This window comes from Nocardiopsis alkaliphila YIM 80379 (genome assembly GCF_000341005.1).
GTDB lineage: Bacteria > Actinomycetota > Actinomycetes > Streptosporangiales > Streptosporangiaceae > Nocardiopsis > Nocardiopsis alkaliphila.
On sequence record NZ_ANBD01000034.1, the window covers coordinates 12,570 to 38,675 of the forward strand.

Consider the following 26,106-nt stretch of genomic DNA (forward strand, 5'->3'; position numbering starts at 1 on the left):
AACAGCACCCTCTTGCCCAGAGTCATGGCGTCACCGTTGCCGAAGGGGTGCGTGCCGTTGCCGGCGAAGGCCACCAGACATCCCCAGGCGAAGATGTCGGCCGAGGTGGTGACCTTCTCCTCCAGGAGTTGTTCGGGTGCCATCCAGCCGGGGCTGCCCATGACGATGCCGGTCTGGGTGTGGTTGGTCGCGGTGTTCATCGCGCGCGCGATGCCGAAGTCGATCACCCGAGGGCCGGAGATCGAGAGCAGCACGTTGGCCGGTTTGAGGTCACGGTGGACCAGGCCGGTGCGGTGGATGGCGGCCAGCGCGGCGGCCACACCCAGGGCGAAGCCGTGCAGCGTGGAGGAGTCCAGGGGGCCGTGCTCCGAGATGTGTTCGGCCAGTGCGGTGCCCGCGATGTACTCGGTCACCATGTAGGGACGGTTCTCGAACGTCCCGTGGTCGAGCACCTTGGCCGTGCAGAAGGAGGCGACCTTGCGGGCGTTCTCCATCTCGTCACGGAATCGCGCCCGGGTCTGCTCGTCGAAGGCGAGTTCCGGGCGGATGACCTTGATGGCTACCTGATTGTTCTTCTCCGGCGTGCTACCCAGGTAGACGGTTCCCATGCCGCCACTACCCAGCTTCCCGGACAGCACGTAGGGACCGATGGTGGCCGGATCTCCGGCGGCCAGCGGTTCCAGGTTCTTCGGGAGCCCATCCGACGGCAAGCGACCCTCCCCGACGGTGTCCAAACTCCGCCTCGCCCCAAGGTAGCGGTGTTTGTGCCCTGATTCCCACTCGGAGGCCGGATCGGGCCGCTCAGGGGGTGGGCGGTGACTGACATGACAGTGTTAGCGAATACGTGTTCGTGGAGTTCGTTCATGCTTGGGAGCACGAACGTTCGTGCCCTTCGAGGCCCATGAACACCACAAGCCCGGATGTGGGGTGTGTGTTCACGCAAGGTGGGGGTTCCTTTACGATTGGGGACTCGTGACCGTTAATACCACCGTAACCGTGCGGGTCCCCGCGAAGGTGAACCTCCAGTTGGCGGTGGGGCCCGGCCGCGAGGACGGATTCCACGACCTCGTCAACGTGTTCCACGCCGTCTCGCTGTTCGATGAGGTTACCGTCAAGGCGGCGCCCCCGCGTCAGTCGAACCCCCTCACCGCGCTCACCGCGAGTGGTGAGATGGGATCGCACCTGGCCAGGGTCCCCCTGAATGAGACGAACCTCGCCTCCCGCGCCGCCCGGCTGTTGGCGGAGGAGACCGGCCGAGGCACGCCGGTCGCGATCCATTTGGACAAGCACATCCCGGTGGCCGGAGGGATGGCCGGAGGTAGCGCGGACGCCGCCGCCACCCTGATCGCCTGTGACCGGTTGTGGGGCTGCGACCTTTCCGAGGAACGCCTGTTGGAGTTGGCCGCGCGGCTCGGCAGCGACGTGGCCTTCGGCCTGGTCGGAGCCACCGCGCTGGGGACCGGGCGCGGCGAGGTCCTGGAACCGATGTCGAGTCCGGGTCGCTACCGCTGGGTGTTCGCCCTGTCCAAGCGGGGCCTGTCCACCGCCGAGGTGTTCGGTGAGTACGACCGGTTGCGACCGGACGCACCGACGCCCAGGCTGGACCCACGGCTGGAGAAGGCACTGGTGGCGGGCGACGCGGTGGCATTGGGCGGTGTCCTGAGCAACGATCTACAGCCGGCCGCGCTGTCCCTGCTGCCCGAGCTGGAACGGACCTTGGCGGCCGGACGCCACGCCGGTGCGCTGGGTGCCCTGGTATCCGGTTCCGGCCCCACCTGTGCCTTCCTGGTGGGAGACCTCGAAGATCCGGAACTCCTCGAGCGAGAGGCCGAGGTGGTGGCCGCTCTGGGTGGCACCGGTCTGTGCGAGAGGGTGGTGACGGCGGACGGGGACGTCCCCGGGGCCACGATCGTGTGATGCAAATCACTGCATGCTCCTGGGGGAATCAAGGGTTCGCACCCCTTGACCTAAACCTTTGTTGAGGTCGAACACTGGGGTGCATGACGACCACGGCCACGTTCTCCAGATACGCCGACCTCCCGGCGCTCATCGGGTTGATGGAGGGGGACGACAAGCACGACGCCGCGTCCCACTCCACCCTCGACGTCCTCTGGGTGCTCTACGACCGAGTCCTCGACGTCACGCCGCACACCGTCGAGGACCCCGCCCGGGATCGCTTCCTGCTGTCCAAGGGGCACGGGCCCGCCGCCTTCTACGCGGTGCTCGCGGCCAAGGGTTTCCTCGACGTGCCCACCCTGCGCCGCTGGACCACGTTCGACTCTCCGCTCGGCCACCATCCGGACCGTGTCCTGGTGCCCGGAGTGGAGATCGGAAGCGGTTCCCTGGGCCATGGCATGCCCCTCGGCCTCGGGATGGCCCTGGGCCTGCGGGCCCAGGGAATCCGCAGGGCCGACGGCACCGCACCCCGCGTGGTGGTGCTCGTCGGCGACGGCGAGCTCGACGAGGGCAGCAACCACGAGACCATCGCCGCCGCCGGGCGCCTGGGCGTCGACAACCTGACCGTCGTGGTCATCGACAACGCCTCCGCAAGCCATGGTTGGCCCGGCGGCGTCGGCCGCAGGTTCGAGATCGAGGGGTGGTGGGTCCGTGAGGTGAGCGGGCGTGACCACGAAGCCCTCCACGAGGCCTTCACACCGGCCCGCACCGGAGGCCCCTCGGTCGTCGTCGCCCGCGTTCGTAACGGAAGCTGAGGTATCCGGACATGCGTGAGATCTTCGCGGCCACCGTCGCCCAAGCCATCGAGCGCGACCCTCGGGTCGCCATCGTCCTCGCCGACATCTCCGCCGGGATGTTCCGCCGGTCGGCGCTCGACCATCCGGGTCGCGTCATCAACCTGGGCATACGGGAACAGGCCATGATCGACGTGGCCGGTGGGCTCGCGCTCACCGGCATGCGACCGATCGTGCACAGTTACGCGCCCTTCCTCATCGAGCGCCCCTTCGAACAGATCAAGATCGGCCTGAACCATCAGGACGTGGGGGCGATCCTGGTGAGCATCGGCGGTTCCTACGACGCCGCCGAAGAGGGCCGGACCCACCAGGCGCCTGAGGACGTCGCCCTCATCGACACCCTGCCGGACTGGACCATTCGCGTACCCGGCCACCCGGACGAGGTACGAAACGCCCTGGAACAGGACGTCCCCGGGGAGGGGCGTGTCTACCTGCGGCTGTCCGGCACCTCCAACCGTGCCGCCCTGCCGGTCCGTTCCCGTTTGCACGTGGTGCGTACCGGCTCCCCCCCCCCCCGCCGCGTTCGGCCGGGGTGGTGGTCGCCGTGGGACCGATGCTCGACCGGGTCCTGGAGGCCACCGCCGACCTCGACGTCACCGTCGCCTACACCGCCACCGTTCGCCCCTTCGACCGCGAAGGGCTCAGCGCGCTGACCGCCGCCGCGGGAAACGCCGACGTCCTTCTGGTGGAGCCCTACCTGCGCGGCACCTCCGCCCATGAGGTGTCCGAAGCACTCGCCGACCGCCGCCACCGTCAGTTGTCCCTGGGCGTGGCACGGGACACCGAATCGCGTGCCTACGGGACCCCCGCCGAACACGCCCGCGCCCACGGCCTGGACACCGAGGGAATCGCCAAGTCCGCCCGGGAGTTCTTCCTGATCTAGGGTTTGATCCGGGCGACCGCTTCCTGGTGGAACGGCCCGGACCCGGGGTGGTGTGGTCCCTGGCCCCTCTTTCCGCCGACCCCACCGCCCGCGACGGTCCGCGCACCGTCGCGGGGGCAGCACAATGGAGGGTGATGTCGAATCTGGTCAACCTTCAGGACGTGTCCCTGGCCTACGGGCCGCTCGTACTCCTCGACAAGGTCTCCCTCGGTGTAGACGAGGGTGAACGTATCGGCGTGGTCGGTCGCAACGGTGGCGGAAAGTCCACGTTGATCTCCGTGCTGTCCGGGATCACCGAGCCGGACGCCGGCCGTGTCGTGCACAACCGAGGTCTGCGGGTCGGCTTCCTGCACCAGCGGGACGACTTCCCGGACGCCACCGTCGGCGAGTTCGTCCTCGGTGGATTGGCCGAACACGAGTGGGCGGGTAATGCTCGCATCCGCGACATCCTGCGGGGCCTGCTGGGTGGTTGGGACCTGAACCTGCCGATGTCGGGCCTGTCCGGTGGTGAACGCCGGCGTTCGGGCCTGGCGCGCCTACTGGTCGACGACCACGACCTCATCGTCTTGGACGAGCCCACCAACCACCTGGACATCGAGGGCATCGCCTGGCTCGCCGAGCACCTGCGCACTCGCCCCGAGGCGCTCGTGGTCGTCACCCACGACCGCTGGTTCCTGGACGCGGTCACCACCCGGACCTGGGAGGTGGGTCGTGGCACCGTGGAGCGCTACGAGGGCGGGTACGCCGCTTACGTACTCGCCAAGGCCGAACGGGATCGCCAGGCGGCCGCGGCCGAGGACCGCCGTCAGAACCTGATGCGCAAGGAACTCGCCTGGCTGCGCCGGGGCGCCCCCGCACGTACCTCCAAGCCCAAGTTCCGTATCGAGGCGGCCAACCAGCTCATCGCCGACGAACCTCCGGCCCGCGACACCGTGGAATTGATGCGCTTCGCCAGTTCCCGGTTGGGCAAGACCGTCATCGATCTCAAGGACGTGTCGTACTCGGTCCCCGACCGCACCCTGCTGGACCACCTCACCTGGCAGCTGGGCCCCGGCGACCGGGTGGGCCTGGTGGGAGTGAACGGCGCGGGCAAGTCCACGCTGCTCAAGATCCTCTCCCAGGAGCGCGAACCCGACTCGGGGACCGTGCGCACGGGGCGGACCGTGAAGCTCGCGCACCTGTCGCAGAACGTCACCGAACTCGATCCCACCGCCCGGCCCCTCCAGGCCGTCATGGACGTGCGCGAGTACCTCACCATCGGCAAGCGGGAGTACACCGCGAGCCAGATGCTGGAGAAGTTCGGTTTCCGTGGTGAGCGACAGTGGACCCCGATCGGTGACCTGTCCGGTGGTGAACGGCGCCGCCTACAGCTGCTGCGTCTGCTCATGGACGAGCCCAACGTGCTGCTGCTGGACGAACCCACCAACGACCTGGACATCGAGACCCTCACCGAACTGGAGGACCTCCTCGACGGGTGGCCGGGATCACTCGTGCTGGTCAGCCACGACCGGTACTTCCTGGAGCGCATCACCGACCGGGTGTTGGCCCTCATGGGTGACGGTTCCCTGGCGTTCCTGCCCGGTGGGGTCGACGAGTACCTGGAGCGTCGTGCCGCCGGGGCCGGTGATACGACGGTGCCCCTGGGCGCCTCCGAGATGGCCGCCGCTCAGAAGCAGGAGGCGAGTGGCGGTCCCGGCGTCTCCGCGGCCGAACGGCGCGCCGCCCGAAAGGAGATGCAGCGGGTCGAACGGCGCATGGACAAGATCGCCGAGCGCGAGGCCCGACTGCACGAGCAGATGGCCGCCGCCGCCGAGGACTACACCAGGCTCGCCGAGCTCGACGCCGAAGCCAAGACCCTCGCCGCCGAGAAGGACGAGCTGGAGATGGTCTGGCTGGAACAGGCCGAACTCGTCGGTGACTGAGGGATGCGCGTTCGGCGCCTCCCCGGTACCGGTAAGGGGCCGGGGAGGCGCTTTGCGTAGATTGGTCGTGGCGCGGTGATCCAGCGATGCGAGGGAGTGACATGGCCGACCTGGACCAGATTCCGGTGACCTTGATCGACGGGCGTGAGACCACGTTCGGAGAGTGGGCCGGCAAGGTACGGCTGGTGGTGAACGTGGCCTCTCGCTGCGGCCTCACTCCGCAGTACGCGGCCTTGGAGGAGCTTCAAAAGCGCTACTTCGACCGTGGCTTCACGGTGCTGGGTTTTCCCAGCAACCAGTTCCTCCAAGAGTTCGGCGCCGACGACAAGATCGCCGAGTACTGCTCGATGACCTGGGGCGTCACCTTCCCCATGATGAGCAAGACCAAGGTCAACGGCCGTGGCCGACACCCGTTGTACGCCGAGCTCACCGAGGTGCCCGACGCCGAGGGGCAGGCCGGACGGGTCAAGTGGAACTTCGAGAAGTTCCTGGTCCTGCCGGAGGGCACCGTGCACCGCTTCCGACCCACGGTCCTCCCTGACGCCCCCGAGATAGTCGACCTCATCGAAAGGTCCCTACCTCGGTAGCGCCGGCCCCGGGGGTCTCGTACCCGTGGTCACCGATGGCGCCCACGGGTACGAGATCCTTCAAGGGTGGGCCCTCGGGGTCACCGCGGCGACGTCCTCGGCCCGTTCGCTAGCGAACCTGGGCCTGGAAGACCTCGGCGATCTCCTGGGCACCGGCGAGGTTGGTGTGGATGTCCGGCCCCAGAGCGGTGTTGCACATCCAGGTCAGGTCGCAGATGTGCTGCAGGTTGACCGGCATGCCGGTGTCACTGTCGGCGGGCACCTCGGTGTTGGAACCCTCGAAGACCTCGTCGACGTCGGCGACGTCGATCCCGGCGGCCTGGTAGGAGGTGGTGAGTGACTCGTTGACCTGGTTCAGGATTTCGATGCTTCGGGCGGCCAGGTCGGACTCGGCCCTCTCTTGGGCGACTTCTTCCGCGGTCTCATCGGGGACGTCCTGGGAGACGTCCTCGGAGCCTTCGACGTCCTCGTCGGATTCCTCGGCGTCATCGAGCAGGGACAGGGCCAGGAACGGGTTGTAGTAGGTCATCGCGACGATCTGGGTGTCCGGGCTCGCCGCCTCGGTGAGACGTTCGGCGATCACCGGAACCTCGGTCTCCAACCGCTCCAGGCCGTCGGCCACACAGTCCTCGTCCACACCGAGGTCGTCGATGGACAATTCGGTCTCGGCGTCCGAAGCGGGTTCCACGCCGGCTACGCAGTCGGTGAAGTTGTTACCGCCGATGGTGAGGGTGACCAGACCGACCCGATCACCGTGTTCCTCCAGGAAGGCCACGGCCTGATCGAGTTGGGACCCCGCCTCGTAACGATCGTCGCACTGGGGGATACCGCCCTCGATGAACGTGGTGGTGTCTTCGCCACCACAGCCCATGCGCTCATGCCGGAGGGTGGAGTCGGTGTCCTTCAGGGTGCGGTACAGGACATCGGTGTAGCCCTCAGGGGTCTCCTCTGTGGCACCCGATTCGTCGGGTTGCACCCCGACGGTCAACGAGTCGCCCAGGGAGAGGTAGTGATTCTGTTCGGAGGCCGGTGCCCCCTCACCACCGCCGGAGCATCCCGCGACCACCAAGGCCGTGACGACCGCGGCCATCCACCGGATTCTCAAAGTGCTCTCCAACCAAGACCCAGTACTGGAATTGACACGCGCCCAGAGGCGGGTTCCCGGTGAGTAGACGGATACCGCCGAGTAACTACCCTTGCTGACCCGAAGGGGTCCTGTCGAGAGGCGCCAGGAGGCATCTCAGTAACGATGCCAATTGTTCGCGTTCGGCGGAGGGCATGGGCGCCAAGAGGGTCTCCTCGTAGCTGAGCAACGACTTCAGGGCGGCGTCGATGCGCTCGGCCCCCTTGTCGGTGAGCCTGACCAGGACACCGCGCTTGTCCGCGGGGTCGGGGCGTCGGCGCACGAGGCCGGCCGCGGCCAAGCGGTCCACCCGATTGGTCATGGTGCCGGAGGTCACGAGGGTGGCGCGTAGCAGCCGACCAGGGCTCAGCTCGTAGGGCGGCCCGGAGCGACGGAGTTCGGACAGGACGTCGAATTCCCAGGGCTCCAACTGGTGCTCGGTGAAGACGGTGCGCCGGGCACGATCCAGGTGGCGAGAGAGCCGAGAGACCCGGCTGAACACCTCTAGCGGTGTCACGTCCACGTCCGGCCGCTCGGAGCGCCACGCCTCCAGGAGCCCATCCACCTCATCGCGCATGGGAACAGTTTATCTCTTGACATCAAGATAGTGGGGCGGGTATGCGCATCGCACCCGCCCCACCCACGGCCCGATGTGACGCCGGCGTGACCGGCCTCACAAGGAATTCAGCCGGACCTCCTGCGGTTCGTGCTCCGAGTGTCCAGCTTGGGCTTGGCCTCCAGAGCGGAAAGACCATTCCAGGCCAGGTTGACCAGGTGGGCCGCGACCACGTCGCGCTTGGGCTTGCGCACCTCCAGCCACCACTGGCCGGTCAGCGCCCACATCCCCACCAAGGCCTGCGCGTACATGGGGGCGAGCGCCGGGTCGTAGCCGTGCTCGATGAACTCATCGACCATGATGTGCTCGACCTGACTCGCGATGTCGTTGATCAGGCCGGCGAAACTACCGGTCCCGGAGGCCACGTGCGAGTCCCGGGTGAGCACCCGGAACCCGAGGGTGTTCTCCTCGACGTAGCGCAGCAGGGCCAGGGCCGCCTTCTCGATCTTGCTTCGAGCGTGCTCGGCGGTGAGGGCTTCGCCCATCATCTCCAGGAGCGTGCGCATCTCCCGGTCCACGACGACGGCGTAGATGCCTTCCTTGCCACCGAAGTGTTCGTACACCACGGGCTTGGACACTCCGGCCCGTGCGGCGATCTCCTCCACGGAGGTCGCGTCGAAGCCCCGCTCGGCGAACAGCTCCCGGCCGATCTCCAGTAGCTGTTGCCGACGCTCCTTGCCCGTCATGCGCTTTCTGCGCGCCCGGGTTCCCTGTCCGCTGTCGGCTACTCCCATGATGGCTACCGATCCTAGACCTTGACCCGCTTCGCGGCGAGTCGTTCGTTGTTCGGCCAACGGACCTTGGTGGCCCAACCGAACTTCTCGAAGAGCCAGATGACCCGAGCGGAGATGTCGATCTGGCCCTTGAGCACGCCGTGACGGGCACAGGTCGGGTCGGCGTGGTGCAGGTTGTGCCAGGACTCACCGAAGGAGGGGATGGCCAGCCACCACACGTTGCGGGAACGGTCGCGCACCTCGAAGTTCTCCTCGCCCAGGGTGTGGCAGATGGAGTTGATCGACCAGGTGACGTGGTGCAGCAGCGCGACGCGAACCAGACTGCCCCAGAAGAAGGCGGTGAGCGCGCCCCACCAGGACATGGTGACCAGGCCGCCGATGACCGCCGGGGCGAACAGGGAGAACAGCACGATCGGTCCGAAGAGCCGGTCGATGAGGACGACGTCCTTGTCCTTGAGCAGGTCCGGGGCGAAGCGGCGCGGCGAGGTCTTCTTCTCGTCCAGGTACATCCACGCCATGTGCGCGTAGTACAGACCCTTGGCCACGGACCTCCAGTCATCACCGAAGCGCCACGGAGAGTGCGGGTCGCCCTCGGCGTCGGAGTACTTGTGGTGGCGACGGTGGTCGGCCACCCACTTGATGACGCTGCCCTCGATGGCGATGCTTCCGGCGATCGCCAGGGCGATGCGCAGTGGACGATTGGCCTTGAAGGAACCGTGGGTGAAGTGGCGGTGGAAGCCGACGGTGATGCCCAAGCCGCCGATCACGTAGAAGACCGCCGCGATGACGACGTCGGTGAGAGTCAGTCCCCAGCCCCAGAAGAACGGCACCGCGGCCAGCAGCGCGATCAGCGGGACGAACACGAACGCGAAGACGGTGTAGCGCTCCGCCTTGCCCTTCAGTTCGGGTTCGTACTCGGGGATCGCCTCGCGTTTGGGCGGGCGTGTCGTGTTCTTCGAAACACCTTCAGTGGAAACTTCCGGGGCAGCGGTCATGGTCTGTACACCTCGTCGCGGAAAACGTCGTCGCTGGTCAGAACGGCGTCACAGGGGTTTGGTGCACCCGTTGGGACGTCCCAACCTATTCCTACGTAACCGTAACCTACGACCCCGTAGGTTTGGCAAGTCCTCCCTGAGAGGCGCTATGTTGGTGACGGACGCACGGGAACACCGCCCGGCGCGTTCCCGGATGATGTAATCGGCAGCATGTGGGGTTTTGGTCCCCATCGTCCAGGTTCGAGCCCTGGTCCGGGAGCCCTTCGTCGTACGCGCTCGCCCAGGGCACCCCCCTTCTCGTGGGGGAACGGCGACACAACTCACACGGGTCTGTCTCAGCCCCTCCCCGTGGGCTCCGCCGGCGCGATGGCCACCCGCACCCGTGCCTGGTGTGGCCCTTGCCGCAGAGGAACCCCCGGCAGGCGCATGTATCCTTCCCCTGTCGGCCGCCGGCCATCCGACGGCCGTTCACGCGGCATACGGAAGGCGCCGCCGAGGGCGAGCCGACAGTTCAAGTGCCAGCTATCACGAGGGGTCTCCTTCAGTGAGCGTGAAACGCCCGGCTGCCGTCATCGTCCTCTCCGCCGGAGAGGGCACCCGGATGAAGTCCAAGCTCCCCAAGATGCTTCACGAGATCGGTGGCCGCAGCATGCTCGGCCACGTCCTCGAAGCGGCACGGGCGACCGACCCCGAGCACACGGTCGTGGTGCTCGGCCACAAGCGCGAACATTTCACCGAGCACTTGGCGAAGGTGGCTCCCGAGGCGTCCACCGCCATCCAGGAGGAACAGAACGGCACCGGCCACGCGGTGCGCATGGCCCTGGAAGACCTGGCCCGCCAAGGGCTCAAGCTCACCGGGACCGTCGTTCTCACCTGTGGCGACACGCCGCTCCTGCGAGGCGAGACGCTCAACGGCCTGATCGCCGAACACGAGCGTGAGGGCAACGCCGTCACCGCTCTGTCCGCCCGCGTTCCCGATCCCCACGGTTACGGGCGTATCGTCCGGGACGCCGATGGCGCCTTCACCGAGATCGTCGAGCAGGCGGACGCCGCGCCCGCCCAACTCGAGATCGACGAGATCAACTCCGGCATGTACGCCTTCGACGGTGCTCTGCTGACCGAGGTCGTTCAGCGTCTCTCCAGCGACAACGCCAAGGGTGAGGAATACATCACCGACGTCGTCGGCCTGCTCCGTGGCGATGGGCACCGGGTCGGCGCCTGGATCGCCGCCGACTGGCACGAGGTCCAAGGCGTGAACAACCGTGTCCAGTTGGCCGAGGCCCGCCGGTTGCTCAACGAGCGTCTCCTGAACGAACTCATGCTCTCCGGAGTCACCATCGTCGACCCCGCGACGACCTGGGTCGATGCCCAGGTGAGCATCGGCGCGGACACCGTGGTGCACCCCGACACCCGGCTGCAAGGGACCACTCGGATCGGCGAGGACGCCGTGGTCGGTCCCGGCGCCGACCTGCGCGACACCGTCGTGGGTGATGGGGCCGAGGTCCGCCAGACCACGGCCGATCGCGCCGAGATCGGTCCTGGGGCCACGGTCGGCCCCTATACCTACCTGCGGCCGGGCACCCGCCTGGCCGATCGGGCCAAGGCCGGCGCCTTCGTCGAGGTCAAGAACTCGAACGTCGGTGTCGCCTCCAAGATCCCGCACCTGACCTACGTGGGCGACGCCGACATCGGTGTGGGCAGCAACATCGGCTGCTCCTCGGTGTTCGTCAACTACGACGGGATCGACAAGTCCCGGAGCACCATCGGTGACCACGTGCGCATCGGTAGTGACAACACCATCGTCGCGCCGGTGACCGTCGGCGACGGTGCCTACTCCGGGGCCGGGACCGTGGTCCGGGACGACGTCCCGCCGGGAGCCCTGGCCGTGTCCGAGGGAAACCGGCAGCGTAACGTCGAGGGCTGGACGCGGCGCAAGCGTCCGGGAACAGCCTCCGCCGAAGCGGCGGAGCAGGCGCAGCGGCGTGTCGACGCCGACGCCGAGGAGCAGTGACTGTGGGGGAGAAACACGTGACCGGGATGAAGGCCACCGGGCAGAAACAACTGATGCTTGTCTCGGGGCGCACGCACCCCGCGCTGGCCGAGGAGGTGGCCAAGGAGCTGGGGATCGAGGTGGTCCCCACCCGGTTCGACACCTTCGCCAACGGAGAGATCTTCGTTCGCTACCTGGAGTCGGTGCGCGGCTGCGACGCCTTCGTGATCCAGTGTCACGCGGACCCGATCAACGAGTCGATCATGGAGCACCTGATCATGGTGGACGCGCTCAAACGTGCCTCCGCCAAGCGGATCACCGTGGTCACGCCGTTCTTCGGCTACGCCCGACAGGACAAGAAGCACCGTGGCCGCGAGCCCATCTCCGCCCGCCTGATGACGGACCTGTTCCGCACCGCCGGTGCGGATCGGATGATGGCGGTGGACCTGCACACCGACCAGATCCAGGGTTTCTTCGACGGCCCGGTGGACCACCTGTTCGCGTTGCCGATCCTGGCCGACCACATCGCCGGTCAGGTCGACCACTCCGAGATCACCGTGGTCTCTCCCGACGCCGGTCGGGTTCGTACCGCCGATCGCTGGGCCGACCGTCTGGGTGCGCCGCTGGCCATCATTCACAAGCGCCGTGACCCGGACGTCGCCAACCAGGTGAAGGTGCACGAGGTCGTCGGTGAGGTCAAGGACCGTGTCTGTGTCCTGGTCGACGACATGATCGACACCGGCGGCACCATCGTGAAGGCCTCCGAGGCCCTTTTCGAGCAGGGTGCCAAGAAGGTCCTGGTGGCGGCCACGCACGGTGTGCTCTCGGGACCTGCGGCCGAGCGTTTGCAGAACTCGCGCATCTCCGAGGTCGTCATCACCAACACGCTTCCGGTGCCCGAGGAGCGTTGCTTCGACAAGCTCACCCAGCTCTCGATCGCCCCGCTCATCGCCCGTGCGGTCAACGAGGTGTTCACCGACGGGTCCGTCACGAGCCTGTTCGACTGAGCGGCCTTCGGTAGGCGCCGGCGCGCTCGCCACTTCGGCTCTGGACCAGGCGGCCGAATGAGATGAATCTCCCCGTGGAGTGCCCTGAGGTTCCCCTCAGACCCCAGGGCACCCCGTTTTCAGTCCAGGCTCGCCGGCTTTCCGGGTGACCTTGATCGGGGCGTGTACGGAGTCGTCACCAGAACCAGTAGACTTGACCGAGTGTCCCCGTGCCCGGACGGATGTGCGCATGTGTTCGGCGTATTTCCGCCTGGAAACCACACGGGCAGGGGTGCGCGACGAGCGTTCCCGGGCCGGATGAGTCCGGTGGCGGCTCGCCGGGCACGCCTGGAACCAGGGCGGCCGAGTCTCCCGACGACCGGGTGACCCCGCCGCATTCCCCGCCAAGTGCGGGAATCGTTCGTACTACTGGAGTCGTGTTCCCCGTGTTGCGGGGTTGAACCCGAGGAGTTTTGTCGTGTCCGAGGTACGTATCGCTGCCGAGCCCCGCACGGAATTCGGCAAGGGCGCCTCTCGTCGCGCCCGCCGCGCGGGTAAGGTGCCGGCCGTCCTCTACGGCCACGGCACCGATCCCCGCCACCTGAACCTGCCGGGCCACGAGCTCATGCTCGCTCTCAAGACCCCGAACGTCCTGATCCGTCTCGACGGCTTGGACAAGGACAACCTGGCCCTGCCCAGGAGCGTGCAGCGCGACGCCATCAAGGGCTTCCTGGAGCACGTCGACCTGCTCGTCGTGACCAAGGGCGAGAAGGTCGAGGTCGAGGTGCCCCTGGTCCTGACCGGTGAGGTCAAGGCCCCGGGTGTGCTCAACCAGGAGCTGGTGACCGTGCGCGTCGAGGTCGAGGCCCACAACATCCCGAACCAGATCGAGTTCGACATCCAGGGTATGGAGATCGGTGCCGTCCCCACCGCCGGCGAGGTCGTGCTGCCCCAGGGCGCCACGCTGATCGACGACCCGGAGACCACGGTACTGACCGTCTCCGCACCGCGTGTGGAGGAAGAGCCGGAGACCAGTGAGGAAGCCGCTGAGGCCGGCGCCGAGTAAGGGCGCCGTGTATCGATCACACGCTTCGCATCGAATGCGTGGACCCGGCCGGGTCCACGCATTCGTCGTTTCGGTACCCGGCCGAGGCTCGATAGGGTCGTGCGGCATGTGGGGCTTGTTGAGCAGGTTGGGTGTCAGGAAGAACAGGGACGACGAGGACATGGCCGAGATCGAGCGATGGCTGGTCGTGGGGTTGGGCAACCCCGGCCCCAAGTACGCGGGCAATCGGCACAACGCCGGATTCATGGTGGTGGACGCGCTGGCCGCCGACAAGGGCGAACGCTGGAAGGTCCACAAGGCGCACGCCGAGGTGGTGCAGACCCGGATCGACGGCGCGGCCGTGGTCCTGGCCAAACCCCGTACCTTCATGAACCTGTCCGGGGGGCCGGTCGCGGGTCTGGCGAAGTTCTACAAGGTCCCGATGGAACGGATCATCGTCGTCCACGACGAGCTGGACATCGACTACGGTGCCCTCAAACTGAAGAAGGGCGGGGGTTCGGGTGGCCACAACGGCCTGAAGTCCACTACCGCGTCCCTGTCCGGGCCCGACTACCTGCGGGTACGCTTCGGGATCGGGCGTCCTCCCGGCCGGATGGACCCGGCGGCCTACGTGTTGCGAGACTTCTCCTCCACCGAGCGCGCTGAGCTCGACCTGAACGTCGAACGTGCCGCCGACGCGGTGCGCACCGTTCTCACCGACGGGCTGGGACGGGCACAGAACATCTTCCACACCGTGGTCTGACGCACGCCAGGCCCGGGCGGGGTGATTCAGGGTGGGCACCCCGCCCGGGTGTGGGGAGCATGGGCTCGAAACCTCGATCAGGAGGCGTCGACCAGGGCCTCGAGCAGCGCGTCGTAGGCGGGCTTGGTGGTCAGATCGTCCCAGTAGATGGTGGCTGCGCCCTCACCCTCGAAGGTCACGGGGACCCAGGAGTACTTGTCCGGCAGGCCCCAGACCGTGTACGAGCCGCAGCTGCTCAGGTTCAGGCACGCCTCCAAGGTGCGCAGGTAGTAGTCGGCCTGCTGCCGGAGCTGTTCCTCGGTGGGCTCGGCGCCCTCGGCGAGCGGCATGCGCACGTCGACCTCGGTCAGGGCGGTGCCCAGGCCGAGCTCCTCGAATCGGCGCAGGTTGTCCTCCAGGTCGGAGGGGAAACCGTACTGTAGGCTCAGGTGCGTTTGGGCGGAGAAGCCGTGCAGGGGTACTCCGTCGGCGAGCAGGTCCTGACTCATCCGATAGTAGGCGTCGCTCTTGGCGTTGACGCTCTCGACGCTGTAGTCGTTGAGGTACAGCTCCGCGGAGGGGTCGGCCTCGTGGGCCCAGCGGAAGGCGTCCGCGATGATCTCCGGGCCCAGCTCACGGATCCAGATGTTGTCCTGGGTGCGCAGGTTCCCGTTGTCGTCGAAGATCTCGTTGGCCACGTCCCACTGCTGGATCCGGCCCTCGTAGCGTCCGACGACGGTTTCGATGTGGTCCCGCAGGATGGCACGGAGTTCATCGGCGCCGAAGTTCCCGTTCTCCAACCAGTCCGGGTTCTGGCTGTGCCACAGGAGTGTGTGGCCGCGCACGACCTGGCCGTTCCGCTCGGCGAATTCCACGATGGCGTCGGCGTCGTCGAAGGCGTAGGTGTCCCGGTCCGGACGCAGGTGGTCCCACTTCATCTGGTTCTCGGCGGACAGTGACGTGAACTCGGTGGCGAGCAGCTCACGGTAGGGGGCGTCCCCGGTGAAGGGATCCGGGTAGTCCTCGTCGTGGTGGTGTCCGCCGCCGGCGACGGCGCTGCCGATGACCAGACCATCGGGGGCGGCCTCGCCCAGGCTCATTTCCTGGGCGTCGTTGACCGGCTCCGCCGTTTCGGAGTCGGAGGACTGGAAGATGGGGGAGAGGGCCAACGGCACGGCCACGGCCGCGGCAGCGGCTCCGACCAGGAGCGTCGAGGTTCGTACACGTTTCATAGCGGGGTACTCCAGGGGGTCGGATTTCGAAATATTTCGGAAAAATTCCGAAACAACATCGAAAAGGGACAGTAGAACGAGGGCTCGGCGAGCGTCAAGACCCCTTTGCGAGGGGAATCCGGGTGAGCGACACACCTGGCGGGCTCGTACCCTGGGTGGGCAACGAGGAGGATCAGTGGTCGGTACCCCATCCCGAGACGTCACCATCTCCGCCATCGCGGCCGAGGCCGGTGTCTCAGCACCGACGGTCTCCCGCGTCCTCAACGGAAGGGGGGACGTGGCCCCCGCCACCCGTGAGCGCGTCGAAAAGCTGCTGCGCAGGCACGGCTACCGTCGTCGCGGCCAGCGCTCCAAGGAGCGCGTCGACCTGATCGACCTGGTCTTCAACGATCTGGACAGTCCTTGGGCGGTCGAGATCATCCGTGGGGTGGAGGACGTGGCCCACCAGGCCGGTGCCGGCGTGGTGGTCTCGGCGATACATCGACGGGCCAGCTCGGCCCGACAGTGGTTGGACAACGTGCGCTCCCGGGTCAGCGACGGAACGATCCTGGTCACCACGGATCTGGCTCCCTCCCTCGACGAAGAACTGCGGGAGCTACGGGTGCCCGCGGTCGTCATCGATCCGGTGGGCGTGCCCGACCTGGCCACACCCACCATCGGCGCCACCAACTGGTCCGGTGGATTGAGCGCCACCGAGTACCTCATCGATCTGGGGCACCGGCGCATCGGGTTCGTCGAGGGCCGTCCCGAACTGTGGTGCAGCCGTGCGCGGATGGGGGGCTACCGGGCGGCCCTGGAAATGGCCGGGATCGCGGTGGAGGGTGATCTCATCGTTCCGGGGGAGTACACCTACGAGTCGGGGTTTCGCGCCGGCCGCCGACTGTTCGAGAGCCAGGATCCGCCCAGTGCCGTGTTCGTCTCCAGTGACCAGATGGCCTTGGGCGTGTACGAGGCGCTGCGGCGACGCGGCCTGCGTGTGCCCGACGACGTCAGTGTGGTCGGATTCGACGACCTACCCGAGGCACGCTGGTCCTCACCTCCGTTGACGACGGTTCGCCAACCACTGGCCGACATGGGTCGAATGGCGATGCGCACCATAGAGCGGATCATTCGGGACGAGCACATCGAGAGTTCTCGCATCGAGTTGGCCACCGGTCTCGTCGTCCGTGACAGCACCGCACCCCCACCCCACACCCGCCCGGCCTCCACCTGAGTCGTCCCCCTCGCCGGCGGGCCCTCGGGGGCGCCCTCAGCGAGGCGAGGTGAGCAGGAGCCAGGTGTCGTGGGCATCGGCGTAGGGGGAGCGTCCAGCCTCGGCGGCGACGGCGATCACACCCACCAAGGCACCGGCGACGAAGGCCGCGTGCAGTTTCGGGGGCACATCGGTGTGCGCCGATGGGCGCCTACCCGCGGTGAAGCCCGGTGTCAGCTCCCGGGTGATGCGTTCGCGCAGTATCTCGGCCGAACGTGCGCCGCCGCGTTCGGCGAACATCCGTCGGTAGAGCACGGCGTTCTCGGCCACGTGGGTGAACAGGTCCACCAAGGGTTCGGGGGTTGGATCACCCGGAGAGTCCAGGGGGCACAGCATCGCGCAGCGGGCCACGTGCGCCACCGCGTCCTCCATGGCATCGGCCACCAGAGCGTCCAGGTCGGCGTAGTGCTGGTAGGCGGTGGCGCGGTTGACCTGGGCACGTCGGGCGACGGCCGCCATGGTGATGGAGGCGAGTTCCTGTTCCGCGGCCAGGGAGAGCAGCGCGGTGCGCAGGCGCTCACGGGTTCGGCGGACCCGGGGATCGTGGGGATTCATGGTCCACATGATAAGCGACACATGTTGCTTTAACAACAAGTGTCGTTTATCTTCATGGTATGCGAATCGAGATCTGGGCGGACCCGGTCTGCCCCTGGGCGTACATCGGCAGGCGCCGTCTGGACAGGGCGCTCAAGGGTCGGGCCGAAGGGGCCGCCGAGGTCGTATGGCGTCCGTACCGAATCGATCCCACCGCGCCCACGGTGTCCGAACCGATCGACGAGGTCATGCGTGACCCCTTCGTCGAGGAGAGCCTTCGGGCGTGTGGGCCGGAGCCCACTGAGGAGGGTGAACTGGTCAGGGTGTCGGAACTGGCCGAGGTCGAAGGCATCGAGGGTGATTGGGGTGCGGCCTGGCGGGCGAACAGCCATGACGCCCACCGGCTGCTCGTCTTGGCCGAGGAAGAAGGTGGGGCCGACCTCCAGGACACCGTGGCCGAGCGGATCCTTCGCGCACACTTCGTGGAGGGCCGTGACATCGCCGATCACACGGTGTTGAGCGCGATCGCCACGGATGCCGGCTTCATCCGCGGTGGTGAGAGGATGGCCGCAGGCGATGGCGACCGGCGGGTTCGCGAGCTCCTGCTCACCGGCAAGGCCGAGGGTGTGCGCACCTCTCCCACCTTCGTGGTCCACGGCATGTCCCTGTCCGGCGCCCAGGCCCCCGCCCTCATGGCGGACTTCCTCGCCGAGGCCGCCCTGCGGCGGCCCCGGGAGCTGCCCGAGGAGGTGGCGCGCCTCCGCCGCTGCGAGGCCCTGCTCACCCGACGTGATCCGCTGGGTGCGCTGGAGTTGCTCCAGCCCTTGTTGGAGGAGCACGGTTCGGACCGATCGGTCCGCCTGCTGGCGGCCCGCGCCTACTTCCACTCGGCCCAGCTCGGGCGGGCTCGCCGGCTTCTGGAGGAATTGGTCGCCCAAGGATCGGACGACGCCTACGCCCACCTGCTCATGGGGCACACACTTCGGCGACAGGGGGAACGGGAACTGGCCGAACCGTATCTCAGGTTGGCCGCGGTGATGGATCCGGCCCTGGCCTGAGGTGGGCCCCTGTCGAGGCCCCACTCGTTCCCCGAGTGGGGCGCCCTGCTGAGCTCACGGCTTTGCTCCACGCGGGCACATTCTTCCCCGGAGCGGACTTCTTTCCCAGCAGTAAGCAACCGATGGCGATGTTTACACTACTCTTAGTTACAATTCGGGGTGGTGAAGGGGTGTGCCACCCCGACGGCGCGCCCCGCCGTGCCGCCCTCTGAGCGGGTCCCATGACACCAGGGGCGCTTACGCATGGGGAGTGTCCGAAACCTTACGTGCTCTTGGGGGAAGACGTTGGTCACAGGTAGTGGGACCATCCAGGGAGAACCCGCCGTCCCACCGGCGCGCACGAAGGGTGGTTCGCAACGGCGAGAGCGTCTCAGCTCCTTTCATGTTCGGTCCTTGCCGGGAACCGAGGCCTGGTCGCGCTCCTATGTCATCGGTCTGGTCGGGATCGACTCGTTCGCCGCCTTGATGGCGGCCCTCTCCGGGACCATCGTCCGCTTCCACGGATCGCTGACGGCGGAGACCACGACGCCCTATCTGCTGCTCTCGCTCGCACTGCCACCGGTCTGGATCGCCTTCGTCCGCCTCGGTGGTGGATACGAGCGCCGATTCCTCGGAATCGGTACGGAGGAGTACCGACGCGTCGCCGTCTCCGGGGCCTTCCTCGCCGCCACGATCGCCATCGGTGCCTACGCCATCAAGTTCGATCTGGCCCGTGGATACGTGTTGGTGACCCTGCCCCTGATCGTCCTGCTGAGTCTTTGTCTTCGCTACGCCCGACGCAAGGCCCTGCACCACAGCCGCCGCGCGGGCAGATGTATGAGCGGGGTGGTGGTCGTCGGCTACCGAAGCGCAGCGGGCGAGCTCATCACCCGCTTCCGTGAGGAGATCTACCACGGCATGCGCGTCGTGGGAGTATGCCTTCCCGAACACGAGGGCGACACGACCGAGGTGCGCGGCTGCCCGGTCCTGGGTACCTTCGGTGACGCCGCCGATGCCGCGGCCCTGACCGGAGCCGACACCGTCGCGGTCCTGGCCTGTCCCGAGATGGACGGTGTGGAACTGCGCCGGCTGGCGTGGAAGCTGGAGAAGACGGGTATCGACCTCACCGTCGCTTCCGCCCTCATGGAGGTCGCCGGCCCCCGCACCACCATCCGACCCGTCGCGGGTCTGCCCCTACTGCACGTGGAACACCCCGAACTGGTCGGTGCGCGCCGGCTGATCAAGGGAATCTTCGATCGCTGCGCCGCCGCGCTCGCCCTCCTCCTGCTCCTGCCCCTGTTCGCGGTACTGGTCGTCCTGGTCCGTGCCGAGGACGGTGGCCCCGCCCTGTTTCGACAGACACGCGTAGGACGGGACGGGGCCGAGTTCACCGTGTACAAGTTCCGTACGATGGTGATCGATGCCGAAGCGCTGAAGATGGTGCTCCGGTCGCGCAACGAGCACGACGGTGTGCTCTTCAAGATGCGTCGGGACCCCAGGGTCACTCCCGTGGGGGCATGGCTGCGGCGGTACTCCCTTGACGAACTCCCTCAGCTCGTCAACGTGCTACGCGGGGAAATGTCATTGGTCGGTCCCAGACCTCCGCTACCAGAGGAGGTCGCTCGGTACGGACATGACGTCCGACGCCGGCTGGTGGTCAAGCCGGGATTGACGGGTCTGTGGCAGGTCAGCGGCCGTTCCGATCTGTCCTGGGAGGAATCGGTCCGTCTGGATCTGCGGTACGTGGAGAATTGGTCGCTGACGCTGGACATTCAGATTCTATGGAAGACGTGGTCAGCTGTGATCCGTGGGGCGGGAGCGTACTAGTCGGTGAAGAGCATCCGAAACGATCATGAGGTGGCCCGGGACCTGGCGAGCGAGGCCGGCCAGTTGTTGCTGCGCCTACGCGCCCGACACGGCTTCGACGAACCCGAGGTCTTGCGCACCCTGGGGGACCGGACCTCACACGAGTTCTTGTTCTCCGCGCTCGGCCGATTGCGACCCAGCGACGCGGTGTTGTCGGAAGAAGGCGTGGACGATCCGGCGCGCCTGAGGTCGCGCCGGGTCTGGATCATCGACCCCTTGGACGGTACCCGGGAGTTCTCCGAGCCCGGCCGGACCGACTGGGCCGTGCACGTGGCCCTGTGGGAGAACGGTGACCTGGTCGCCGGCGCGGTGGCCCTGCCCGCGCAGGGCAGCTGCCTGTCCACGGTGGACCCGCCGTGGTTGCCGGAGGAACGTCCGGAGGACCAGCGACTGCGTATCACCGCCAGCCGCACCCGACCTCCCGCCTTCGTGCAACGCATGGCCACCCAGCTCGGGGCCGAGGTCGTTCCGATGGGTTCGGCCGGAGCGAAGATCTGCGCCGTGCTGCTCGGGGTCGCCGACATCTACGTGCACGCGGGTGGCCAGTACGAGTGGGACAGCGCCGCCCCGGTCGCGGTCGCGCGCGCCGCGGGTCTGCACACCTCTCGGATCGATGGGTCCGAGCTGCGCTACAACGCAGCCAACCCACTACTCCCAGATATCCTTGTATGTCGATCGGAATTGTCGGGTATGTTGTTGGCGAGCATCCGCGATGGAGCGGACCTTGACAGCGCCGGTCCGCACGTGGGGGGCTGAACGAAGGACCCCACGATGGAACCGGCCGTGTGTGTCGGTATTTCTAAGGCGGATTCCATGGGTCAGGCCAGCCAGCAGACCCTCGGGCGCTACCAGCTCTCCCAGCTGGACGTACTCGAGGCAGAGTCGATCTTCATCATGCGCGAGGTGGCCGCGGAGTTCGAGCGGCCCGTGCTGTTGTTCTCCGGAGGCAAGGACTCCATCGTCATGCTGCGCCTGGCGGAGAAGGCGTTCTGGCCGGGGCCCATCCCCTTCCCGGTCATGCACGTAGACACCGGGCACAACTTCGAGGAGGTCATCGACTTCCGCGACCGTAGGGTGGCCCAGGCAGGGGTGCGACTGGTCGTCGCCTCCGTCCAGGCACAGATCGACGCAGGAAAGGTCAGTGAACCCACTGGACGCTGGGCCAGTCGCAACCGGCTCCAGACCTCGGCCCTGTTGGAGGCCATCGAGGAGAACGGGTTCGACGCGGCCTTCGGTGGTGCCCGTCGTGACGAGGAGAAGGCCCGGGCCAAGGAACGGGTCTTCTCCTTCCGGGACGAGTTCGGCCAGTGGGATCCCAAGAACCAGCGTCCCGAGCTCTGGAACGTGTACAACACCCGGATCAACCGCGATGAGCACATCCGGGTCTTTCCCATCTCCAACTGGACCGAGCTGGACGTGTGGGAGTACGTCAAGCGTGAGCGGCTGGAGTTGCCCTCCATCTACTACGCGCACGAACGCAGTGTGTTCGAGCGCGACGGTATTCTGCTCGCCGACTCCCCGCTCATTCGGAGGGACGAGACCGAGGTCCCCTTCACCGAGACCGTGCGTTACCGCACCGTCGGTGACCTGACCTGCACGGGCGCGGTCAAGTCCACCGCCGTGGAACTGGACGAGATCATCGCGGAGATCGCGGCGACCCGGATCACCGAGCGCGGCCAGACCCGCGCCGATGACCGGACCAGCGAGGCCGCCATGGAGGACCGCAAGCGCGAGGGCTACTTCTGATGAGCAATGACATCCTGAGATTCGCCACGGCGGGCTCCGTCGACGACGGCAAGAGCACCCTGATCGGGCGACTGCTGTACGACTCCAAATCGATCTTCGAGGACCAACTCGACGCCGTGGAGCGCACCAGTGTCGCCCGTGGCGAGGAGCAGACCAACCTCGCCCTGCTCACCGATGGCCTACGTGCCGAACGTGAGCAGGGCATCACCATCGACGTCGCCTACCGCTACTTCGCCACGCCCAAGCGCACCTTCATCATCGCCGACACCCCCGGGCACATCCAGTACACCCGGAACATGGTGACCGGTGCCTCCACCTCGGACCTGGCGATCATCCTGGTGGACGCGCGTAAGGGACTGCAGGAACAGAGCCGCCGGCACGCTTTCCTCACCACCCTGCTCCAGGTGCCACACCTGGTGCTGGCGGTGAACAAGATGGACCTGATCGACTACTCCCAGGACCGCTTCGAGGAGATCAAGGCCGAGTTCACCGAATTCGCCGCCAGGCTGGACGCGCGTGACCTCACGTTCGTGCCGATCTCCGCGTTGCACGGCGACAACGTGGTCACCGGCTCCGAGAACATGCCCTGGTACACGGGGCCCTCCTTGTTGCACCACCTGGAGAACGTGCACATCGCCTCGGATCGCAACTTGATCGACGCCCGCTTCCCGGTGCAGTACGTGATCCGACCGCACAAGTCGGACGACCCCGAACTGCACGACTACCGCGGTTACGCCGGGCAGGTGGCCGGGGGCGTGCTCAAACCGGGGGACGAGGTCACGCACCTGCCCTCGGGATTGTCCACACGAGTCTCCCGGATCCTCACTGCCGATGGTGAGGTCGCCGAGGCCTTCCCCCCGATGTCGGTCACCCTTTTGCTGGAGGACGAGATCGACGTCTCCCGAGGGGACATGATCTGCCGTCCCAACAACACCCCCGCCGTCTCGCAGGACATCGAGGCGATGGTGTGCTGGTTGACCGATACCCGCAAGCTCACCCCGCGCACCAAGCTCATCGTCAAGCACACGACCCGTACCGCGAAGGTGATGGTCAAGGACCTGCGCTACCGGCTGGACGTCAACTCCTTGCATCGTGACGAGCAGGCCGACCACCTGGCGATCAACGAGATCGGTCGGGTGCGGTTGCGCTCCACCCAGCCCTTGTTCGTGGACGAGTACGCGAAGAACCGGCAGACCGGTGGCTTCATCCTCGTCGACGAGGACACCAACGTCACCGTGGGCGCCGGCATGGTCGTCAAGGCCGGGTAGCCGGGCCGAACACGCGAACGGGACCGTCTTCGGAGGGTCCCGTTCTCTTTTGTTCGGGCCCAGGGCACGGGCGAACCCCACACGATCGGTCAGGCCGAAAAAGGTGAGGTATCGCGGAGAAAATTCTGAATGCGAAGGTCCGGGGCGCCCTTTCTGGTCCTGAGTACCAAGAGGATCTATGTGAATAGCATTCACCAAAGATGTGGAAGTTACTCGTCGTTAGGGCGCTTCGGGTCGGCGGACGCCAGGCGTGGTGTCAGGATTCGGCGGCAGGTGAGCCCCCTTCGTCAAACATAGGATGAATGTCCGGTTGCGAAAAAATTCTACAAAACTCTGGAAATTATGGTTCAACTCTGCCTAAAGTGGCGAAATCACAGGAAGATTCGCAGTCAGGCGAATACGAACGGTGATGAAGCTCGTTGTACCCCCAACCCCCGATATCCCCACAAGGAGGAAACCGCGTGAAGAAGCACCCCACTCGCAGGGTCGCCCTCGGCGCCGTCGCGGTCGGCGCACTCACCCTTCCCCTGGCCCTGACCGGGGCCTCGGCCGGCGCCGACGACCTCGCGCCGCTCTACACCAGCTCATCGGCCTCGGGCAACGACTGGTTCGTCGTCTTGGAGGACTCCATCACGACCTCCTCGGTCAGCCCGGCCTCGCTGGGGATCTCCTCCGACCAGGTGAACCACACCTACGAGGAAGTCCTCAACGGCTACTCCGCCACGCTGAGCTCCGCCGAGCTCGAAGAACTGCGCGCCCAGGACGGGGTCGCCTACATCGAGCAGGTCGGTGTGGCACACACCCAGCTCACCTGGGGTCTGGACCGGATCGACCAAGCGGACCTGCCCTTGGACGGTTCCTACACCACCGAGGCCGATGGCTCCGGTACCTCGTCCTACATCATCGACACCGGCATCGACCCGGACCACCCGGCCTTCGGTGGACGCGCCGAGGTCGGTTTCGACGCCAGTGGTGGTGACGGCATCGACCGTCAGGGCCACGGCACCCACGTCGCCGGTACCGTCGGAGGCCAGACCTACGGTGTCGCCCCCGGCACCGACCTGATCGGCGTGAAGGTTCTGGGCGACGACGGTTCGGGTTCCTACGACGACGTCATCGCGGGTATCGACTGGGTGGCCGACAACGCCGGCCCGGGTGCGGTCGCCAACATGTCCCTGGGTGGCCCGGCCTCGCAGGCCGTCGACGACGCGGTCAACGCTCTGGCCGACTCGGGTGTGTTCGTGGCCGTGGCCGCGGGCAACGAGGGTCAGGACGCCGGCAACGTCTCCCCGGCCGGTGCTTCCGGTGTGGTCACCGTAGGTGCCTCCGACGAGAGCGACACCGTCGCCTCCTTCTCCAACCACGGGTCCGCCGTGGACATCTACGCCCCCGGCGTGGACGTGGAGTCGACCATCCCCGGTGGCGGCACCGACAGCTACAACGGCACCTCGATGGCCAGCCCGCACGTGGCCGGTGCCGCGGCTCTGTACAAGAGCGGCCTCGGTGACGACGACCAGGACACCATCCTGGACTGGCTGGTCTCCAACGCCGGTGAGGGCAAGCTCAGTGGTGTGCCCAGCGGCACCGTCAACCTGCTGTTGAACGTCGAAGGTCTGTAGGTCCCACCGGTTTGTGGAGCCCCCGCACGTCCACAACCCGCGAGTGATCCAGGACAACGGGACGGCCCCGGGCCGTAGGGAGCACCCCCTGCGGCCCGGGGCCTGGTCGTATCCACGACCATTCGGGCTTTGATCACACTCGGAGTTTGTTTGGTCGCCTTCGGTAATAGTCTGGGTGTGTGGATGGATATCGTCTGGTCTTCGTCGGAGGTATGGGCCGTTCCGGCTCGACCCTGATCGAACGCCTCCTCGGTGAACTGCCCGGCTTCTGCTCCGTGGGCGAGGTCGTGCACTTGTGGCGTCGAGGCGTGCTGGAGAACGAACTCTGCGGTTGCGGTCTGCCCTTCTTGGAGTGCGGGTTCTGGGGGGAGGTCGGTGAACGTGCCTTCGGTGGATGGAATCGGCTCGACATGGCCCGGGTCTTGGGGCTCAAGGAGAGCGTGGATCGGACCCGCTTCCTGCCCGCCCTGCTCAACGGTGGGTGCGAGGACGGGACGGTCGGTGCGCGCAGTAGTCGCTACACCGAGCTCTATCACCGGCTCTACTCCGCGGTCGCCGAGGTCGATGGGGCTCGGGTGGTCGTGGACGCCAGCAAGCACGCCTCGTTGGCGGCCTGCCTGCGCCGACGGTACGGCACCCGGATGCGCCTGTTGCACGTGGTGCGCGATCCCCGTGCGGTGGCCTACTCCTGGGCCAAGCGAGTGGCTCGCCCCGACGCCTCGCCGACCAGTGGGGAACAGGAGATGGCGCGTTACTCGACTCCCCGAGCGGCGGTGCAGTGGATGGCGCAGAACGCCTCCCTGGACGCTCTGGCCCGGCGCGGTGTACCCACCCTGCGGGTTCGCTACGAGGACTTCGTCGCCGATCCGGCGGGTGAGTTCGGGCGAGTCGCGGAGTTCGTCGGGCACCCGGCTCCTTCGCTCTTCGACGGGACCGAAGCGCGGTTGTCGGTGGGGCACGCCCTGTCGGGGAACCCGATGCGTTTTCGCTCCGGGCCGGTGGACGTGCGAGCCGATCACGGCTGGCGTGAGGGACTGGCCCCCTGGCGTCGCCATCTGGTCGAAGCGCTCACCACACCTTTGCGTGTGCGCTACGGCTACTGAAGTCCACTATGCGATTCCCCGTGCTGTTGCGTGCATAAAAAACAACATATGGTAACAGTGTGAGTGCTAAGTGTGA

Annotated in this window: 23 protein-coding genes and 1 pseudogene (1 of these 24 cut by a window edge); 17 read left to right on the top strand and 7 right to left on the bottom strand. The window is 66.9% G+C overall.

The window, feature by feature from the left end; translation table 11 throughout:
* A protein-coding gene (locus tag D472_RS0104990; RefSeq protein WP_033303190.1) for a serine/threonine-protein kinase crosses the window boundary here: on the bottom strand, positions 1–710 show its 5' portion. 1,123 nt of this gene lie to the left of the window's left edge; 710 of the gene's 1,833 nt are visible here — the first part of the coding sequence; it begins with the start codon at positions 708–710; its stop codon lies beyond the left edge, outside the window.
* A gap of 262 nt (positions 711–972) precedes the next feature.
* On the opposite strand from D472_RS0104990, the gene D472_RS0104995 reads away from it, so the two are divergent.
* The 5 genes and pseudogenes from D472_RS0104995 to D472_RS0105015 all read left to right on the top strand — a co-directional run bounded on the left by D472_RS0104995 (position 973) and on the right by D472_RS0105015 (position 6,142).
* Entirely contained in the window at positions 973–1,917 is a 945-nt protein-coding gene (locus tag D472_RS0104995; RefSeq protein ID WP_083903386.1) for a 4-(cytidine 5'-diphospho)-2-C-methyl-D-erythritol kinase, read from the top strand.
* An 83-nt stretch (positions 1,918–2,000) separates the two neighbouring features.
* Positions 2,001–2,711, top strand: coding sequence for a thiamine pyrophosphate-dependent enzyme (locus D472_RS0105000; protein ID WP_017603408.1), 711 nt, complete (start codon positions 2,001–2,003; stop codon positions 2,709–2,711).
* A gap of 11 nt (positions 2,712–2,722) precedes the next feature.
* Positions 2,723–3,633: pseudogene (locus D472_RS26605) on the top strand (transketolase family protein).
* A gap of 134 nt (positions 3,634–3,767) precedes the next feature.
* Positions 3,768–5,555, top strand: a complete 1,788-nt coding sequence (locus D472_RS0105010) for an ABC-F family ATP-binding cassette domain-containing protein (protein ID WP_026117394.1) — start codon at positions 3,768–3,770, stop codon at positions 5,553–5,555.
* A 101-nt stretch (positions 5,556–5,656) separates the two neighbouring features.
* A complete protein-coding gene (locus D472_RS0105015; RefSeq protein ID WP_017603410.1) occupies positions 5,657–6,142 on the top strand; it encodes a glutathione peroxidase in 486 nt (161 codons plus the stop codon).
* 109 nt (positions 6,143–6,251) lie between these two features.
* On the opposite strand, the gene D472_RS0105020 is transcribed toward D472_RS0105015, so the two are convergent.
* The 4 genes from D472_RS0105020 to D472_RS0105035 form a co-directional block, all read right to left on the bottom strand.
* Positions 6,252–7,232, bottom strand: a complete 981-nt coding sequence (locus tag D472_RS0105020; protein ID WP_017603411.1) for a GDSL-type esterase/lipase family protein — start codon at positions 7,230–7,232, stop codon at positions 6,252–6,254.
* Positions 7,233–7,332: 100 nt separating this feature from the next.
* A complete protein-coding gene (locus D472_RS0105025) occupies positions 7,333–7,842 on the bottom strand; it encodes a MarR family winged helix-turn-helix transcriptional regulator (protein WP_017603412.1) in 510 nt (169 codons plus the stop codon).
* 107 nt (positions 7,843–7,949) lie between these two features.
* Positions 7,950–8,615 carry a TetR/AcrR family transcriptional regulator gene (locus D472_RS0105030; protein ID WP_026117395.1) on the bottom strand — a complete coding sequence of 222 codons (666 nt, stop codon included), beginning with the start codon at positions 8,613–8,615 and terminating at the stop codon, positions 7,950–7,952.
* A gap of 14 nt (positions 8,616–8,629) precedes the next feature.
* Positions 8,630–9,610 (bottom strand): acyl-CoA desaturase, encoded by a 981-nt coding sequence (locus D472_RS0105035; protein ID WP_017603414.1) that lies wholly within the window; start codon positions 9,608–9,610, stop codon positions 8,630–8,632.
* 544 nt (positions 9,611–10,154) lie between these two features.
* On the opposite strand from D472_RS0105035, the gene glmU reads away from it, so the two are divergent.
* The 4 genes from glmU to pth all read left to right on the top strand — a co-directional run bounded on the left by glmU (position 10,155) and on the right by pth (position 14,394).
* Entirely contained in the window at positions 10,155–11,621 is a 1,467-nt protein-coding gene (gene glmU / locus D472_RS0105040; RefSeq protein ID WP_017603415.1) for a bifunctional UDP-N-acetylglucosamine diphosphorylase/glucosamine-1-phosphate N-acetyltransferase GlmU, read from the top strand.
* Positions 11,622–11,638: 17 nt separating this feature from the next.
* On the top strand, positions 11,639–12,607 hold the full coding sequence (locus D472_RS0105045) for a ribose-phosphate diphosphokinase (protein WP_017603416.1): 969 nt from the start codon (positions 11,639–11,641) through the stop codon (positions 12,605–12,607).
* A 457-nt stretch (positions 12,608–13,064) separates the two neighbouring features.
* Positions 13,065–13,652, top strand: coding sequence for a 50S ribosomal protein L25/general stress protein Ctc (locus tag D472_RS0105050; protein WP_017603417.1), 588 nt, complete (start codon positions 13,065–13,067; stop codon positions 13,650–13,652).
* 106 nt (positions 13,653–13,758) lie between these two features.
* A complete protein-coding gene (gene pth, locus D472_RS0105055) occupies positions 13,759–14,394 on the top strand; it encodes an aminoacyl-tRNA hydrolase (protein ID WP_017603418.1) in 636 nt (211 codons plus the stop codon).
* 77 nt (positions 14,395–14,471) lie between these two features.
* On the opposite strand, the gene D472_RS0105060 is transcribed toward pth, so the two are convergent.
* Positions 14,472–15,605: an endo-1,4-beta-xylanase gene (locus D472_RS0105060; protein ID WP_017603419.1), complete on the bottom strand. Its 1,134-nt coding sequence runs from the start codon at positions 15,603–15,605 to the stop codon at positions 14,472–14,474.
* A 175-nt stretch (positions 15,606–15,780) separates the two neighbouring features.
* Between D472_RS0105060 and D472_RS0105065 the strand changes: the two genes are divergently transcribed.
* Complete coding sequence (locus D472_RS0105065) at positions 15,781–16,818, top strand: LacI family DNA-binding transcriptional regulator (protein ID WP_017603420.1); 1,038 nt, start codon at positions 15,781–15,783, stop codon at positions 16,816–16,818.
* A 36-nt stretch (positions 16,819–16,854) separates the two neighbouring features.
* Here D472_RS0105065 and D472_RS0105070 read toward each other — a convergent pair whose 3' ends face one another.
* Positions 16,855–17,412 (bottom strand): TetR/AcrR family transcriptional regulator, encoded by a 558-nt coding sequence (locus tag D472_RS0105070; protein WP_193373427.1) that lies wholly within the window; start codon positions 17,410–17,412, stop codon positions 16,855–16,857.
* A 59-nt stretch (positions 17,413–17,471) separates the two neighbouring features.
* Here D472_RS0105070 and D472_RS0105075 point away from each other — a divergent pair, with 59 nt between their 5' ends.
* The 7 genes from D472_RS0105075 to D472_RS0105105 all read left to right on the top strand — a co-directional run bounded on the left by D472_RS0105075 (position 17,472) and on the right by D472_RS0105105 (position 26,030).
* Positions 17,472–18,449 carry a DsbA family oxidoreductase gene (locus D472_RS0105075; protein WP_017603422.1) on the top strand — a complete coding sequence of 326 codons (978 nt, stop codon included), beginning with the start codon at positions 17,472–17,474 and terminating at the stop codon, positions 18,447–18,449.
* Between the two features lie 285 nt (positions 18,450–18,734).
* Positions 18,735–20,255 (top strand): sugar transferase, encoded by a 1,521-nt coding sequence (locus tag D472_RS0105080; protein ID WP_026117397.1) that lies wholly within the window; start codon positions 18,735–18,737, stop codon positions 20,253–20,255.
* A gap of 3 nt (positions 20,256–20,258) precedes the next feature.
* A complete protein-coding gene (locus D472_RS0105085) occupies positions 20,259–21,050 on the top strand; it encodes a 3'(2'),5'-bisphosphate nucleotidase CysQ (RefSeq protein ID WP_017603424.1) in 792 nt (263 codons plus the stop codon).
* A gap of 57 nt (positions 21,051–21,107) precedes the next feature.
* Positions 21,108–22,040, top strand: coding sequence for a sulfate adenylyltransferase subunit CysD (cysD, locus tag D472_RS0105090; RefSeq protein ID WP_026117398.1), 933 nt, complete (start codon positions 21,108–21,110; stop codon positions 22,038–22,040).
* A complete protein-coding gene (cysN, locus tag D472_RS0105095; protein WP_017603426.1) occupies positions 22,040–23,308 on the top strand; it encodes a sulfate adenylyltransferase subunit CysN in 1,269 nt (422 codons plus the stop codon). The genes cysD and cysN overlap by 1 nt, the downstream gene beginning before the upstream one ends.
* A 461-nt stretch (positions 23,309–23,769) precedes the next feature.
* The gene (locus D472_RS0105100) at positions 23,770–24,927 is read left to right on the top strand and encodes a S8 family peptidase (protein WP_017603427.1); all 1,158 of its coding nucleotides are present in this window, start codon (positions 23,770–23,772) and stop codon (positions 24,925–24,927) included.
* Positions 24,928–25,106: 179 nt separating this feature from the next.
* Positions 25,107–26,030, top strand: coding sequence for a sulfotransferase family protein (locus D472_RS0105105; protein WP_275040589.1), 924 nt, complete (start codon positions 25,107–25,109; stop codon positions 26,028–26,030).
* Positions 26,031–26,106 lie beyond the last annotated feature (76 nt).

Bases quoted from the DNA above. Each gene is read 5' to 3' on its own strand.
- D472_RS0105000 (WP_017603408.1), top strand. From the start codon at position 2,001: ATGACGACCACGGCCACGTTCTCCAGATACGCCGACCTCCCGGCGCTC.
- D472_RS0105010 (WP_026117394.1), top strand. From the start codon at position 3,768: ATGTCGAATCTGGTCAACCTTCAGGACGTGTCCCTGGCCTACGGGCCG.
- D472_RS0105015 (WP_017603410.1), top strand. From the start codon at position 5,657: ATGGCCGACCTGGACCAGATTCCGGTGACCTTGATCGACGGGCGTGAG.
- D472_RS0105020 (WP_017603411.1), bottom strand. From the start codon at position 7,232: ATGGCCGCGGTCGTCACGGCCTTGGTGGTCGCGGGATGCTCCGGCGGT.
- D472_RS0105025 (WP_017603412.1), bottom strand. From the start codon at position 7,842: ATGCGCGATGAGGTGGATGGGCTCCTGGAGGCGTGGCGCTCCGAGCGG.
- D472_RS0105030 (WP_026117395.1), bottom strand. From the start codon at position 8,615: ATGGGAGTAGCCGACAGCGGACAGGGAACCCGGGCGCGCAGAAAGCGC.
- D472_RS0105035 (WP_017603414.1), bottom strand. From the start codon at position 9,610: ATGACCGCTGCCCCGGAAGTTTCCACTGAAGGTGTTTCGAAGAACACG.
- pth (WP_017603418.1), top strand. From the start codon at position 13,759: ATGTGGGGCTTGTTGAGCAGGTTGGGTGTCAGGAAGAACAGGGACGAC.
- D472_RS0105060 (WP_017603419.1), bottom strand. From the start codon at position 15,605: ATGAAACGTGTACGAACCTCGACGCTCCTGGTCGGAGCCGCTGCCGCG.
- D472_RS0105070 (WP_193373427.1), bottom strand. From the start codon at position 17,412: ATGAATCCCCACGATCCCCGGGTCCGCCGAACCCGTGAGCGCCTGCGC.
- D472_RS0105075 (WP_017603422.1), top strand. From the start codon at position 17,472: ATGCGAATCGAGATCTGGGCGGACCCGGTCTGCCCCTGGGCGTACATC.
- cysD (WP_026117398.1), top strand. From the start codon at position 21,108: ATGGGTCAGGCCAGCCAGCAGACCCTCGGGCGCTACCAGCTCTCCCAG.
- cysN (WP_017603426.1), top strand. From the start codon at position 22,040: ATGAGCAATGACATCCTGAGATTCGCCACGGCGGGCTCCGTCGACGAC.